At 65.4% G+C, this 14,853-nt stretch carries 11 protein-coding genes; 9 read left to right on the top strand and 2 right to left on the bottom strand.

The genetic code is table 11. The annotated features are described in order from the left end of the window. Positions 1–32: 32 nt before the first annotated feature. From lgt to pyk, 4 genes are all read left to right on the top strand, one after another. Complete coding sequence (lgt, locus tag JWP90_RS04135) at positions 33–1,004, top strand: prolipoprotein diacylglyceryl transferase (RefSeq protein WP_297360054.1); 972 nt, start codon at positions 33–35, stop codon at positions 1,002–1,004. Positions 1,005–1,149: 145 nt separating this feature from the next. Beyond that, a complete protein-coding gene (gene gltB, locus JWP90_RS04140; protein ID WP_297360056.1) occupies positions 1,150–5,727 on the top strand; it encodes a glutamate synthase large subunit in 4,578 nt (1,525 codons plus the stop codon). Further along, positions 5,720–7,177: a glutamate synthase subunit beta gene (locus JWP90_RS04145; protein ID WP_297360059.1), complete on the top strand. Its 1,458-nt coding sequence runs from the start codon at positions 5,720–5,722 to the stop codon at positions 7,175–7,177. The genes gltB and JWP90_RS04145 overlap by 8 nt, the downstream gene beginning before the upstream one ends. An 87-nt stretch (positions 7,178–7,264) precedes the next feature. Continuing rightward, positions 7,265–8,707 carry a pyruvate kinase gene (pyk, locus tag JWP90_RS04150; RefSeq protein WP_297360061.1) on the top strand — a complete coding sequence of 481 codons (1,443 nt, stop codon included), beginning with the start codon at positions 7,265–7,267 and terminating at the stop codon, positions 8,705–8,707. A 64-nt stretch (positions 8,708–8,771) separates the two neighbouring features. Here pyk and JWP90_RS04155 read toward each other — a convergent pair whose 3' ends face one another. After that, positions 8,772–8,939: a hypothetical protein gene (locus JWP90_RS04155; RefSeq protein WP_297360063.1), complete on the bottom strand. Its 168-nt coding sequence runs from the start codon at positions 8,937–8,939 to the stop codon at positions 8,772–8,774. A 173-nt stretch (positions 8,940–9,112) separates the two neighbouring features. On the opposite strand from JWP90_RS04155, the gene JWP90_RS04160 reads away from it, so the two are divergent. Then, positions 9,113–9,652, top strand: coding sequence for a DUF6328 family protein (locus JWP90_RS04160; protein WP_297360066.1), 540 nt, complete (start codon positions 9,113–9,115; stop codon positions 9,650–9,652). Positions 9,653–9,685: 33 nt separating this feature from the next. Next, on the top strand, positions 9,686–10,528 hold the full coding sequence (locus JWP90_RS04165) for a Ku protein (protein WP_297360069.1): 843 nt from the start codon (positions 9,686–9,688) through the stop codon (positions 10,526–10,528). A gap of 13 nt (positions 10,529–10,541) precedes the next feature. Here the strand turns inward: JWP90_RS04165 and JWP90_RS04170 are convergent, their stop codons facing one another. Continuing rightward, on the bottom strand, positions 10,542–12,032 hold the full coding sequence (locus JWP90_RS04170) for an FAD-dependent oxidoreductase (protein ID WP_297360071.1): 1,491 nt from the start codon (positions 12,030–12,032) through the stop codon (positions 10,542–10,544). Positions 12,033–12,213: 181 nt separating this feature from the next. Here JWP90_RS04170 and JWP90_RS04175 point away from each other — a divergent pair, with 181 nt between their 5' ends. From JWP90_RS04175 to JWP90_RS04185, 3 genes are all read left to right on the top strand, one after another. Next, positions 12,214–13,089, top strand: a complete 876-nt coding sequence (locus JWP90_RS04175; protein WP_297360072.1) for an SDR family oxidoreductase — start codon at positions 12,214–12,216, stop codon at positions 13,087–13,089. Positions 13,090–13,243: 154 nt separating this feature from the next. After that, positions 13,244–14,146, top strand: a complete 903-nt coding sequence (locus JWP90_RS04180; protein ID WP_367182666.1) for a DNA topoisomerase IB — start codon at positions 13,244–13,246, stop codon at positions 14,144–14,146. Positions 14,147–14,194: 48 nt separating this feature from the next. Next, positions 14,195–14,710 (top strand): CinA family protein, encoded by a 516-nt coding sequence (locus JWP90_RS04185; protein WP_297360077.1) that lies wholly within the window; start codon positions 14,195–14,197, stop codon positions 14,708–14,710. Positions 14,711–14,853: the final 143 nt, after the last annotated feature.

The raw sequence follows: 14,853 nt of genomic DNA on the forward strand, positions 1-14,853 counted from the left end.
ACGACAGCAACCCCAGAAAGGCATGGAACCACGTGTCCATCCACCTGAGCATCCCGAGCCCGGACGTCAGTTCCATCCAGCTCGGTAACTTCACGATTCACTTCTATGCCATCTGCATTCTCGTGGGCATCGTTGCCGCCGCGTTCCTCACCAACGCCCGGTTGACGAAGCGGGGCGCCGAACCCGGCATCGTCCTCGACATCGTCCTCTGGGCCGTGCCGCTCGGCATCATCGGCGCCCGGATCTTCCACGTGCTCACCCACCCGGACGACTACTTCTACCCCGGCGCCGACCTGCTGCGCACCCTCTACATCTGGGAGGGCGGCATCGCGATCTTCGGTGCTCTTCTCGGTGGCGCCGTCGGCGCGTGGATCGGCTGCCGCAGCACCGGCATCCGCTTCTGGACGTTCGCCGACGCCGTCGCCCCCGGACTGCTGCTTGCGCAGGCGTTCGGGCGATTCGGCAACTGGTTCAACCAGGAGCTGTTCGGCACACCGACCACCCTGCCCTGGGGCCTTGAGATCGACGAGTCCAACGCCGCCTGGCCGCTCGGACTGCCAGCCGGAACTCTCTTCCACCCCACCTTCCTCTACGAAGTGATCTGGAACCTGGTCGGCGTCGCGGTCCTGCTGCTGCTGGAGCGCACATTCCGCCTCCAGTGGGGCAAGGTCCTCGCCGTCTACCTCATCTGGTACGGCCTTGGCCGCACCGTCTGGGAGTCCATCCGGGTCGACCCGAGCGAGGTTCTCCTCGGCCTGCGCGTCAACGTCTGGGCTGCCGTGCTCGCCATTCTCATCGGGCTCGTCATCTTCGTCGTCCAGTCCCGTCGGCACACCGGAATCGAGCCGGGGCCGTACGTTCGGGGCCGTGGCTGGGAAGGTGCCCCCGCTGGGGTAGGATCTTCACACACCGATTCGGATTACGTGGATCTCGGCGAGCCCGAGGAAACCGCTCCCGGATCGATGGACGCCGCCGCCACAAGTGAGATCGGCTCAAAGTCCTAGGTCTGTCCGCACCCCCGGCTTCCAAACGGTAAAAAAATCGCCTGGCGTGTGACATCACACTGCCCACTGCCGGGCGACGAACCCTCAACTTCTCTGGGCCACCGTCGTCCCACTGCTGATATTTCCTCGTGAGGACGGTATTTCGATGGAGCCTCGACCCACTTTTTCCCAGTTCAGCCTCGTTCCGCCTGCCCAGGGCCTCTATGATCCTGGGAGCGAGAAGGACGCGTGCGGCCTCGCGATGGTCGCCACCCTCCGCGGCACGGCCGGTCACGACATCATCGTCTCAGCGCTCGACGCGCTGAGGAACCTCGAGCACCGTGGAGCCATCGGCTCCGATGCCGGAACAGGCGACGGCGCGGGCATCCTGACCCAGGTCCCCGACGAATTCCTTCGAGCCGTGACCGACTTCGAACTGCCCGCCGCCGGCCAGTACGCCGTTGGCATCGCGTTCCTTCCCCTTGACGACTCGGAACGGGCCGAACTCAAGGCCGGTATCGAACGCCTCGCCGACAGCGAGGATCTCACCGTGCTCGGCTGGCGCACCGTGCCCACCCACGACGACAACCTCGGCCGACTGGCTCGGGACGCGATGCCCGCGTTCGAGCAGCTTTTCGTGTCGAGCACCGACACAACGGATGCCGGCGAGCTGGTCTCCGGAATCGAGCTCGACAGGCAGGCGTTCCGCTTCCGCAAACGTGTCGAGCGTGAGCTGAACGGTTATTTCATCTCCCTGTCCTGCCGCACCCTCGTCTACAAGGGCATGGTGACGACGCTGCAGCTGGAGCCGTTCTACCCGGACCTCAGTGACCAGCGTTTCGCTTCGAAGCTCGCGATCGTGCACTCCCGCTACTCAACCAACACGTTCCCGTCATGGCCGCTCGCTCAGCCGTTGCGGATGATGGCCCACAACGGTGAGATCAACACGATCGAGGGAAACCGGAACTGGATGCGAGCCCGCCAGTCCCAGCTCGAATCGGAGCTCCTCGGGGACATCCGCCCCCTGCTGCCGATCATCACCCCAGGGGCGAGCGACTCGGCCTCGTTCGACGAGGTGCTCGAGCTGCTCACCCTCACCGGCCGCACCCTGCCACACGCGATGATGATGATGGTGCCAGAGGCGTGGGAGAAGCAGACGGGCCTTGCGCAGGAGCTCCGCGACTTCTACGAGTTCAACTCGATGCAGATGGAGCCATGGGACGGGCCGGCGGCACTGACGTTCACAGACGGCACCCTCGTCGGCGCCACGCTCGACCGCAACGGCCTGCGTCCCGGTCGCTGGCTGGAGACCACCGACGGCCTGATCGTCCTCGGCAGCGAGATCGGCGTGCTCGACATCGCTCCTGAGCGGGTGAAACGGAAAGGCCGGTTGCGCCCTGGGAAGATGTTCCTTGTCGACACCGAAGCACAGCGGCTGATCGAAGACGACGAGATCAAAGCCGAACTGGCGGCATCGAAGCCGTGGGGTCAGTGGCTGGAAGCCGGCCGTATCAACCTCGCCGACCTGCCGGAGCGCGAGCACATCGTGCACACCCCCGCCTCGGTCACCCGGCGCCAGCGCACCTTCGGATACACCGAGGAGGAGGTCCGCATCCTGCTGCGCCCGATGGGCCAGACCGGTGCTGAACCGCTCGGTGCAATGGGCTCCGACACGCCGATCGCGGCGCTGTCGAAACGTCCCCGCCTGCTGTTCGATTACTTCACCCAGCAGTTCGCCCAAGTCACCAATCCGCCGCTTGACTCGATTCGTGAAGAGGTCGTCACCTCACTGAAGCTGGGCCTCGGCCCGGAGAGAAACCTCCTCAGCTCCGGCCCGGAGCATGCCCACCAGGTTGTCCTCGACTTCCCGGTGATCGACAACGACGAGCTCGCGAAGATCCAGCACATCGACCCGGCACACGGTTCGAGGACCACCACGACGATTCGGGGCCTGTACAGGTTCGACGAAGGCCCTGATGCGCTTCGGAACCGCCTCACGGCCATCTGCGCCGAGGTGGACGAGGCCATTGAGGCCGGCGCCCACTTCCTCGTGCTGAGCGACCGCGACTCCAATAAGGACCTGGCTCCGATCCCGTCGCTGCTCCTGCTCGCCACCGTGCACCACCATCTGCTCCGTGCGCAGAACCGCCTGAAGGTCGGCATCGTCGTCGAAGCCGGCGATGTCCGCGAGGTGCACCATGTCGCCACGCTGATCGGATACGGAGCATCCGCGATCAACCCGTACCTCGCCATGGAGACCTGCGAGGACCTCGTCCGCAGCGGCGTCATCGAAGGCGTCACCGCTGAGAAAGCGGTCAGGAACGTCATCTACGCGCTCGGCAAGGGTGTACTGAAAATCATGTCGAAGATGGGGATTTCGACGGTCTCCTCCTACGCGGGCGCCCAGTGTTTCGAGGCCGTCGGGCTCAGCCAGGAGTTCGTCGACGAGTTCTTCACCGGCACCCAGTCGAAGCTGGGCGGTGTCGGCATCGACGTGATCCAGGCGGAGAACCTCAAACGGCACCAGTCGGCGTACCCGCTCAACACGGCGGAGATCTCACATGAACGGCTGGAAACCGGCGGCGAGTACTCGTGGCGCCGTGACGGCTCCCCGCACCTGTTCAACCCGGACACGGTGTTCCGCCTGCAGCACTCCACCCGCACGAGACGTTACGACATCTTCCGGGACTACACGCGTCTCGTCGACGATCAGGCTGAGAACTTGATGACCCTGCGCGGCTTGTTCAAGCTGAAGACCGCCGACCGGAACCCCGTCCCGCTCGACGAGGTCGAGTCGGTCGCCTCCATCGTGAAGCGGTTCTCCACCGGGGCGATGAGCTACGGCTCGATTTCGCAGGAAGCGCATGAGACACTCGCCATCGCCATGAACCGCCTCGGCGCGAAGTCCAACACCGGAGAGGGCGGAGAAGACACCGACCGCCTGCTCGACCCCGAGCGGCGCAGTGCGATCAAACAGGTGGCGTCAGGCCGGTTCGGTGTCACGAGCATGTACCTCACCCACGCCGACGACATTCAGATCAAGCTGGCGCAGGGTGCGAAGCCAGGCGAGGGCGGCCAACTGCCTCCGACGAAGGTGTACCCGTGGGTCGCGCGGACCCGTCATGCGACGGCAGGAGTCGGGCTCATCTCGCCGCCGCCGCACCACGACATCTACTCGATCGAAGACCTCAAGCAGCTGATCTTCGACCTCAAACGGGCGAACCCGTCCGCTCGGATCCACACCAAGCTCGTCAGCCAGTCCGGGATCGGTGCGGTCGCCGCGGGTGTCGCCAAAGCGCTCTCGGATGTCATCCTCGTGTCCGGCCACGACGGCGGAACCGGCGCGAGCCCGTTGAACTCGCTCAAGCACGCCGGCACCCCGTGGGAACTGGGCCTCGCCGAAACGCAGCAGACGCTCATGCTCAACGGCATGCGCGACCGCGTCGTCGTTCAGGTCGACGGACAGCTGAAGACCGGCAGGGATGTCATCATCGGCGCCCTGCTCGGAGCCGAGGAATTCGGATTCGCGACAGCGCCTCTTGTCGTCTCCGGTTGCGTCATGATGCGGGTCTGCCACCTCGACACCTGCCCGGTGGGTGTCGCCACGCAGAACCCTGTGCTGCGGGAACGATTCGCCGGTAAACCCGAGTTCGTCGTCAACTTCTTCGAGTTCATCGCCCAGGAGGTCCGCGAATACCTGGCCGAGCTGGGATTCAGGACCCTCGAGGAAGCCATCGGCCACAACGAGCTCCTCGACACCGACACGGCGATCGAACACTGGAAGGCTTCGGGGCTGAACCTGGAACCGATTCTGGTGGGTCCGACCTTCCGCGATGGGGAGCCACGGACCCACGCCCGCGAACAGGAGCATGAACTCGACAAGCACTTCGACGTCGAGCTCATCAAACGCAGCCACAATGTGCTCGAGCACGGGGGAACGGTCCGCATCGACCTGCCGATCCGCAACACCGAGCGCGCTGTCGGGACCATGCTGGGGCACGAGGTCACGCGCCGCCATGGTGAGAACGGGCTTCCGAGCGGATCCATCGAGGTGCGTCTCACCGGCTCAGCCGGTCAGTCATTCGGTGCCTTCCTCCCGAGCGGGATCACCCTCCGTCTCGAAGGGGATTCGAACGACTACGTCGGGAAGGGACTCTCGGGCGGCCAGATCATCGTGCGCCCTCCTGCCTCGAGCACCTTCGACGCCGACCGGAATGTCATCGCAGGCAACGTCATCGGCTACGGGGCCACACAGGGCAGCATGTTCATCTCCGGCGTCGTCGGTGAACGGTTCCTCGTCCGCAACTCAGGCGCTACCGCCGTCGTCGAAGGCGTCGGCGACCACGCGCTCGAGTACATGACCGGGGGACTTGCCCTGATTCTCGGCGCAACAGGCCGTAACCTCGGTGCCGGCATGTCCGGTGGAACCGCCTACGTCTTCGACCTTCAACCCGACCAGGTGAACCGGGAAGCGGTGGCGGCAGGGGAGCTGGAGCTCACCGCGCTTGGCAGCGCCGACGTCGAAATCGTCCGCGATCTGCTCGAACAACACGTCTCCGAGACCGGTTCGGCGCTTGCAGCACGACTGATCGCCGACTTCGGCGACAGCATCCTCAAATTTGTGAAAGTCCTGCCCCGCGACTATGCAGCTGTGCTGCGCACTCGCCAGGACGCCGTCGCCGAAGGACTCGATCCTGACGGTGACGTGGTCTGGGGCCGAATCCTGGAGGTAACCGGTGGCTGATCCCAAGGGATTCCTGAAAGTAACGGAGCGGGAGCTGCCGAAGCGGCGCCCGGTGCCGATTCGGCTCATGGACTGGAAGGAAGTGTACGAGCAGGGAGATCCGACGCAATTGCGCCGGCAAGCCGGTCGCTGCATGGACTGCGGTGTGCCGTTCTGTCATCAGGGCTGCCCTCTCGGCAACCTGATTCCTGAATGGAACGACCTGACCTGGCGCGGTGAAGGCCGACAGGCGATCGAGCGGCTGCATGCCACGAATAACTTCCCCGAGTTCACCGGACGGCTGTGCCCCGCTCCCTGCGAGAGCTCGTGCGTTCTGGGCATCAACCAGCCTGCTGTGACCATCAAGCAGGTCGAGGTGTCGATCATCGACCAGGCCTTCGCGAACGGCTGGGTCGAGTCCCACCCGCCGGAGAGCCTCACCGGCAAGACCGTCGCCGTCGTCGGCTCCGGGCCTGCCGGGCTCGCCGCTGCGCAGCAACTCACCCGCGCCGGTCACACCGTCGCCGTTTTCGAACGCGACGACCGGATCGGTGGACTCCTGCGGTACGGCATCCCCGACTTCAAGATGGAGAAGAAGCACCTCGACGCCCGTCTCAAGCAGATGGCCGACGAGGGCACACGGTTCCGCGCCGGGGTGAACATCGGCGTCGACATCAGCTGGAGCGACCTGCGGGCCCGCTACGACGCCGTCGTCATCGCGACCGGTGCGATGGTTCCCCGGGATCTTCCCATCCCCGGCCGCGACTTCGCCGGAGTGCACTTCGCCATGGATTACCTCGTTCCGCAGAACAAAGCAGGGGCCGGCGACGACGTCCCCGGCCAGATCAGCGCGGAAGACAAGCACGTCGTCGTCCTCGGCGGTGGTGACACCGGGGCTGACTGCATCGGGACGGCGCACCGCCAGGGTGCCGCATCCGTGACCAACCTCGCCATCGGGAAGCAGCCGTCGCTGGTGCGGAACGAAACGCAGCCGTGGCCGATGATGCCGACCCTGTTCGAGGTCCAGAGCGCCCACGAGGAGGGCGGGGAGCGCGAATACCTCGTGTCAACGGTGGAGTTCCTTGCCAATGAGTCCGGCGAGGTCCGCGCGATCCGGGTGGCCGAAACCGAGTTCGTCGACGGCCGCCGGGTACCGAGGAGCGGCACGGAGCGTGAGATTCCCGCCGACCTCGTGCTGCTGGCGCTCGGGTTCACCGGTCCGGAGTCTGAGTACATCGCACCGCAGCTCGGAGTTCCGTTCGATGAGCGCGGAAACGTCGAACGTGGCAGTGACTACCAGACCAGCGAACCGGGTGTTTTCGTCGCCGGTGACGCAGGCCGTGGCCAGTCTCTCATCGTGTGGGCCATCGCAGAAGGACGCGCTGCGGCTGCAGCTGTAGACACGTATCTTGAGGGCGAGACCAGCCTCCCGGCCCCTGTGCGCCCGACCGACCGCGCGATCTCGCTCTAGACTCGAAGGCGAGGCCAACGCCCGTCCACTTCTTCACTCCCTGAATCCCGCCAGCGCATTCCCGCGCAGAAATATGGAGCAGTACACATGAGACGAGCTAAAATCGTCGCCACCCTCGGCCCGGCAACGAGCAGCTATGAGGATATCCGCGCGATCATCGATGCCGGTGTGAACGTGGCCAGGATGAACCTCAGCCACGGCACGTACGACGTCCACGAAGGCGTCTACGCGAACGTCCGCAAAGCAGCGGCCGATGCTGGCAAGCCGGTGGCCGTGCTCGTCGACCTGCAGGGCCCGAAGATCCGCCTGGGCAAGTTCGAAGGTGGCCCGTACGAGCTCGCCGAAGGCGACATCTTCAAGATCACCACCGAAGACGTCGTTGGCACGAAAGAACTCTCAGGCACCACCTTCAAGGGTCTGCCCGACGATGTGAAGCCTGGCGACTTCCTGCTCATCGATGACGGCAAGGTGAAGGTCAAAGTCCTCGAGACCGACGGCGTCGTCGTCACCACGGAGGTCGTCGTGGCCGGAGCCGTCTCCAACAACAAGGGCATCAACCTGCCGGGAGTGGCCGTGAACGTGCCCGCCCTGAGCGACAAGGACGAGGCCGACCTCCGCTGGGGCCTGAGGCTCGGAGCCGACTTCATCGCCCTGTCGTTCGTCCGCAACGCCGAAGACGTCCAGCGTGTCCACGAGATCATGGATGAGGAAGGCAAGCGTCTTCCCGTCATCGCGAAGATCGAGAAGCCGCAGGCGGTCGACAACCTCGAAGAGATCATCGACGCCTTCGACGGCATCATGGTCGCCCGCGGTGACCTCGGCGTCGAGCTTCCACTGGAAGCGGTCCCGATCGTGCAGAAGCGCGCCGTTGAACTGTGCCGCCGCATGGCCAAGCCGGTCATCGTCGCCACCCAGATGCTCGAGTCGATGATTTCAAGCCCGATTCCGACGCGCGCGGAGACCTCCGACGTCGCCAACGCCGTCCTCGACGGTGCGGATGCCGTCATGCTCAGCGGCGAGACCAGCGTCGGCGAGTACCCGGTGATCACCGTCCAGACCATGGCGCGCATCATCGCGTCGACCGAGGACCACGGTCTCGAGCGCATCCCGCCGCTCGGCACCAAGCCACGCACTCAAGGCGGCGCGATCACCCTGGCCGCGAGCGAGGTCGCTGACTTCGTCGGCGCCAAGTTCCTCTGCGTCTTCACCGAGTCAGGCGACTCCGTCCGCCGGATGGCCCGTCTGCGCACGCAGATCCCCGTCCTCGGATTCACGCCGGATGAAGACATCCGTCGGCGCATGCAGCTCAACTGGGGTGTCGAAACATTCCTGGTCGACCGTGTCACCCACACCGACGCCATGTTCGGCCAGGTGGACGACGTGCTCCTCGGTCTCGGGAAAGCAGAAATCGGTGACAAGGTCGTCGTGATCTCCGGCTCTCCTCCCGGAATCTCCGGTTCGACCAACGACCTGCGCGTGCACAAGGTCGGCGACGCACACCACGGGGTTGTGCCCGCTTACCAGAACTGACGCGGCGGTTTTTTTCAGCGCGGGTCCGGGATTCCGGGCCCGCGCTGATTCGATCCAGGACCCGTCACAGCTCCTCCGCAACGATGTCATCGTCCGACTCGAAATCGATGTCGTCGATGGGGCGCTCATCGTCGGGGAGAACGTCCAGATCCTGATCCTCGTCCGGCAGCACAGCGAGCTCCTCGTCCTCGTCGTACTCCACAGGGTCATCGTCTGGTATCAGATTCGTCATGCTGCGATCCCCTTCCCGCTCCGGAGCAGGGGTGGCCGTTCCGCACCCCCGTTATCCGGGAAAACACTAGGCTGGCGAGAAGCCGCGCTCAAGCCCCCTGGACCGGCTTTCGACCACGGAAATAAGACGCACGACGGGACCCGGGTCCCGTCAGACGAACCGAAGGCGGATTCATGGCAACGGACAGCCCAAGCGAACGCAAGCCACCGATGAAACGCGTTCTTGACGGCCGTAACGAGACCGAGTCGGAACGGCTTGACCGCAACTGGAGCGATGTTCTCCAGGAACTGCGGGTCCTGCAGGCAGGCACCCAGATCCTCACAGCGTTTCTTCTTGCCATCGCCTTCCAGCCCCGGTTCGGCGAACTGGACGACTATCAGCTCGTTCTGTACCTGACCCTTGTCTCCGTCGCCATCACCACGACGGTGCTCAGCCTCCTCCCTGTGAGCGCGCACCGCATCATGTTCCGTCACCTGGTCAAGGAGGCCACCGTGCGGATCGGCGACCGGATGCTCCGCGCGGTTGTCGTGGGCGTGTCGCTGTCGATGGTCGGCACGGCGATGCTCATCTTCGACTTCGTGGTCGGGCGCGAAGCCGGAGTTCTAGCAGCGGTCGCGGTGGCCGTGGTCGTGCTTGCGCTGGGTTTCCTGGTTCCGCTCGTCGTGAGGAATACCGTGTCCAAGCTTGAATCGGAGAACCCGCGCAAGGGCTAGGCACCATCCGCCCGACTGGTGTTCACTGGTGGAATGAGAGCAATCTGGAAGGGCGCGATCACGTTCGGGCTGGTGAACGTGCCGGTGAAGGTTTACAGCGCCACCGAGGACCACGACCTGCCGCTGCACCAGGTGCACGACAAAGACGGCGGACGCATCCGTTACCAGCGTCGCTGTGAGATTTGCGGCAAGATCGTCAAATACGAGAACATCGACAAAGCCTATGACGACGGCGACCGCACCGTCATTCTTACCGCTGAGGACATGGCGTCCCTGCCGGAGGAGAAGAGCCGCGAGATCGAGGTCGTCGAGTTCGTGCCGAGCGACCAGGTCGACCCCATCATGTACGACCGGAGCTACTATCTGGAACCGGATTCGTCCTCACCGAAGGCGTACGTCCTGCTGCGCCGAACCCTTGAAGCCACGGACCGGACCGCTATCGTGCAGTTCGCGCTCCGCCAGAAAACCCGCCTGGCTGCGTTGCGATCGCGCGACGGCGTTCTGCTCATTCAGACGCTGCTGTGGGAGGACGAAGTACGCAAGGCTGAGTTCCCCTCGCTGAACGAAAGCGTACGAATCTCCGCCAAGGAGCTGGAACTGTCGTCCTCCCTTGTAGACAGCTTCGCCGACGACTTCACGCCTGAGAAGTTCTCGGACAACTACCAGGACCAGCTCCGCAAGCTCATCGAGGCGAAACTCGAGCAGGGCGACGCCGTCGACACGGATGCCACCTTCGGCGAGAGCGCGGAGGAGACCGGTGAGAGCGGAGAGGTCATCGACCTCATGGAAGCGCTCCGTCGCAGCGTGGAGAAGTCACGGGACGCGAAGAAGAAGTCCACGAAGACCCCGGCGAAGAAGAAGAGCAGGCCGGCCTGAACCGGCCGTCACGTCAGTCGCCGAGCGGCCGAACCGCCGGCCCCTCGAGAACGCCGCCATCCGGGTCGAATCTGGAGCCATGGAGCGGGCAATCCCACGAGGTCTCCGCGTCGTTCCAGGAGACGATTCCGCCCAGATGGGTGCAGACCGCTGATCGCCGACGGGTGACGCCGCCGACCGTGCACACTGCAACCGGTGTGATGCCGTCGCGAAGGACAACGCCGTGCCCCTCAGGCGGGTCGGCCGGTCCCTGCCTGAGTTCCGCGCGCACCCAGCCCCGTGCCAGGTCTGCGGCGACCTTGGCCCCTGCGCCGAGTGTGCTCCCCACTTTGGTGAACGCCGGGGGCCGGGCTTCAAGGGTCTCCGCCCAGTCCGGGCGTGCGTCGGCCAGTCGCGCTGAGATCGCGATCGCTGCAGCGGTCCCGTTGGTGAAACCCCATTTCGCGTACCCGGTAGCCACGAGCACGCGGTCGTCGCCGGTCGTGATCGGGCCGAAGTGCGGCAATTCGTCCGTCGACCGGTAATCCTGCGCAGACCAGCGGTGTGTGGCGACGGCATCCGGGAACGCCGTCCCCGTCCAGCTCAGCAGGTCGTCCACCTGCGCGGAGGTGGGAGTTCCCTTTCCGACCCGGTGGTCGTTGCCACCGACGACGAGGTAGCTGCCATCGGCACGGTGGGCATCCCGGACGGTCCTGGATGGCTCGTCGACCGAGAGGTACATCCCTTCGAGCGCGCGACCCGGCCAGCGAAACGCGAGTGCGTACGAACGTCGCGGTTCAAGGGTGGTGAAGTGACCGCCGCGTTTGGGGAAGGGAAAGCCGGTTGCCACGACCACCCTGTCACCTGATACCTCCCCACGGTTGGTGGACACCACGCAGGGATTTCCGGATTCGATGGAGGTGGCGCGTACGCCCTCGATCACCAGCCCTCCGTGCCTGCGCACGGTTCGGACCAGCGAGTCGAGAACGTCGAGCCCGTCGACCTGGTACTGGCCTGGCAGACCCACTGCCGCCGTGATGGGGAAAGGCAGTTCGAGAGTGCGCCTCGCCGAGACACCAAGCCCGAGCGAGGATGCCGCGTCCAGCTCTGCCTCCACCGTCGGCGCCCCGGCGTCGGTAGCCGCGTACGTCACCGCGGTGCGTTCCTGGAAAGGAACGCCGTTGTCCGTCAGATGTCTGAGCAGCCAGTCCTGCCCTGCCCGGTTCGCGGCAACGTACGCCTCAGCGAGTTCGCGAGACACCGCATCCCGGATCTCCGACAGCCGCGACCCCTGCAGAAGGGAGACCTTCCCCGTGGTGTTTCCCGTGGTGACGGCACCCACCGACCGCGCCTCGAGGACCACGACCGACCGGCCCTGCTCAGCGAGCATCGCCGCTGTGGCGAGACCAGATAATCCGGCGCCGAGAACGAGAACGTCGACCGGGTCGAGGGAGCGCCATTCATCGGTGCCGACGGGCGCCGGCCGGTCAAGCCAGAGTGAGCGGCGCATCGGCTGAGACGTCATGGCGTGCATCCTTCGGTCGGAGTGGAAGCGGCCGGAGCAGGGTTGGCGGGCCGCAGCTGGACAACGTTACTCAGGTTCCCCGGCGAGGCGCCACCCCTTGAGCGCCGTCAGGGCTGCGACGTAAAGTTGCTCGCACCATTCGCCAGACGCCCGCCTGCCCGGACCAACGAAAGGCCTCTCAGTGACCAACTCCGATCCCACGAAGAAGTACAGTTCCGAGGATTTCCCTCGCCAGGAGCAAGACCAGCCCGGGCTCACCTCGAAGACCGATCCGCGTCCTGACCACGGCGAAGAGAGCTATGTCGGAACCGGGAAGCTCGAGGGCTCGGTGGCGTTGATCACCGGAGGGGATTCCGGTATCGGCCGGGCCGTCGCGATCGCTTTCGCCCGCGAAGGCGCCGATGTGGCGATCGCATACCTGCCTGAGGAACAGGAGGACGCTGAGGACACGGCCACCTGGATCGAGAAGGCGGGCCGCCGGGCCCTGCTTCTGCCGGGCGACGTACGCGAAGAGCAATACAGCACCGACATCGTCGAGCTCACGGTCGAGGAGTTCGGGCAGCTGGATGTGCTGGTGCTCAATGCCGCATACCAGGAGAACCGGAGCGGACTGGAGAACATCCCCACCTCTGAGTTCGATCGGGTCTTCACGACGAACCTGTACGCACCGATGTGGACCGCCCGCGCGGCCATCCCACACCTCAAGCCGGGCTCGTCGATCATCACCACGTCGTCCGTCCAGGCATTCCAACCCTCTCCGCAACTGATCGACTACGCGATGACGAAGGCGGCACAAGTGGCGTTCACCCGGGCGCTCGCCGACCAGCTGGGGGAGAAAGGCGTCCGGGTCAACGCCGTTGCGCCCGGCCCGATCTGGACGCCGTTGATCCCTGCCACCTCCTGGCCGGACAAAGTCGTCACCTTCGGCCAGGACACGCCGCTAGGGCGCGCCGGCCAACCCGCCGAACTGGCACCGGCGTACGTCTTCCTCGCCTCGGACGGAGCGTCATACGTGTCCGGCGCTGTGCTCCCGGTCACCGGCGGCAAGAACCTGTGACCGCGAACGCTACTGAGCAACGAGGACAGTTTCCGGAGTTGCACTATTCCTGAGTCGACACCACACGTCAGGAGGCCAGGTGCCCCGGCTGCGCAGGAGTGATACCACGGGGCCGGGTTACGGTCGGAGAAGAACCCGCTCGGGGTTTCGTTACGTGGATGAGGCCGGTGAGCCGCTCCACGATGCGGCGACTATCGAGAGGATCACCGCCCTTGTCATCCCTCCCGCCTGGACGGATGTCTGGATAGCCCCGTACGCAAACGCCCACATCCAGGCGGTTGGTATCGATGGAGCAGGGCGCAGGCAGTACCTCTACCACGAGGCCTGGTCTCGAAAACAGGCTGAGCGCAAGTTCGACCGGGCACTGGACCTTGCCCTCGCGCTGCCGTCAGCTCGGCGGCTTGTGACTCTCGACCTGCGCGGTGTGACCGGCTCGCGCGAACGCGCTCTGGCCGCCGGATTCCGGCTCCTGGATTCCGCCAGGCTCCGAGTGGGAAGTGAACGGTTCGCGCTCGAACATGGAACTCACGGGTTGACCACCCTGCTCTGTGCCCACGCGACGGTGAGCGGGGGCAGGGTGCTCCTGGACTTCCCCGGCAAGAGCGGGCAGGCGTGGTCGAGTGACACGGAGGATCCCGACCTTGCCGCTGTGATCCGATCCCTCAAGACGCGCGGGCCGCGAGCTCGACTCCTCGCCTGGAAGAGCGGAAGCACCTGGCGGCCGCTTCGTTCCCAGGAAGTCAACGATTACGTCCGTGAGAGAACGAACGGCGACTTCACTGCGAAGGATTTCCGCACCCTTCATGGCAGCATCATCGCAGCGACGGCGTTGCGCCGCCTCGGTGTGGCGCCGAATGCGACCCGGTGCGCGAGAAATGTCGTGATCGCGGTGAAGGAGACGGCTGACGCGCTGGGGAACACACCTGCTGTCGCCCGGAGCAGTTATATCGACCCGCGGGTCCTTGACCACTACCAGTCAGGCGAACTACTCGAGGGTCGCGGTATTGCGCCGGAAACAGCCCTCCGCCGGCTCATCCTCGGGGCCGGACCCGACTGAGGCTGTCAACCCCTTGGGGCCCGTGGTGCTCCTGATCAGACTGAGGGCATGACCTCACCTGACGCATGCGAAGCCCAGGCAGCGGCGCTCGCCGAGTTCATCGCCGAAGCCGTCGACGGAACGACGCTCCGGATCGCCGTGGCCGAATCACTCACCAGCGGTTTGCTCGCCTCCAGGCTGGGCGCGGCACCGAACTCGTCGAAGTGGTTTGCCGGCGGCGTGGTGGCGTACATGACCGAGACCAAGCACCGGGTGCTCGACGTCGGCCCCGGCCCTGTGGTGTCCGCTCGCGCCGCTGAACAGATGGCCACAGGCGTGGCGCGCCTACTCGGCGCCAACCTTTCGCTGTCCGTGACCGGGGTTGGCGGCCCGGACCAACAGGACGGTCAGGAGGTCGGGACGGTCTTCATCGGCATCCGTTCACCACGGGGCGAGCTGCACGTCGCGGAACGGCAACTCGGCGGGAGCCCGCAGGAGATCGTGGACTCAGCGGTCGTGGCGGCACTCCGGCTGCTCCACGCGCGAGTGCACGCCCTCGGTCAGCAGGGCGCGCGCAGTCATTGACTCAGCCGGCCGCGATCCTCGGCATGGCGGCGACCGCGCGCATCGCGAGAAGGTCGGATGCCACGAACGCCGAGCCGAGGACGTAGCGAACCGCAGGCACTCGTTCAGCGGCGATAGCCGGAAGCCCGGTGAACTGCAACAGT

The sequence above is a fragment of the Mycetocola sp. genome (assembly GCF_025464835.1).
Taxonomy (GTDB): domain Bacteria; phylum Actinomycetota; class Actinomycetes; order Actinomycetales; family Microbacteriaceae; genus Mycetocola_A.

What these genes read in the sequence shown, in the direction of transcription:
- JWP90_RS04170 (WP_297360071.1), bottom strand. Translation starts at nt 12,032, where the DNA reads ATGACGTCTCAGCCGATGCGCCGCTCACTCTGGCTTGACCGGCCGGCG.
- JWP90_RS04155 (WP_297360063.1), bottom strand. Translation starts at nt 8,939, where the DNA reads ATGACGAATCTGATACCAGACGATGACCCTGTGGAGTACGACGAGGAC.
- gltB (WP_297360056.1), top strand. Translation starts at nt 1,150, where the DNA reads ATGGAGCCTCGACCCACTTTTTCCCAGTTCAGCCTCGTTCCGCCTGCC.
- JWP90_RS04185 (WP_297360077.1), top strand. Translation starts at nt 14,195, where the DNA reads ATGACCTCACCTGACGCATGCGAAGCCCAGGCAGCGGCGCTCGCCGAG.
- pyk (WP_297360061.1), top strand. Translation starts at nt 7,265, where the DNA reads ATGAGACGAGCTAAAATCGTCGCCACCCTCGGCCCGGCAACGAGCAGC.
- JWP90_RS04165 (WP_297360069.1), top strand. Translation starts at nt 9,686, where the DNA reads ATGAGAGCAATCTGGAAGGGCGCGATCACGTTCGGGCTGGTGAACGTG.
- JWP90_RS04160 (WP_297360066.1), top strand. Translation starts at nt 9,113, where the DNA reads ATGGCAACGGACAGCCCAAGCGAACGCAAGCCACCGATGAAACGCGTT.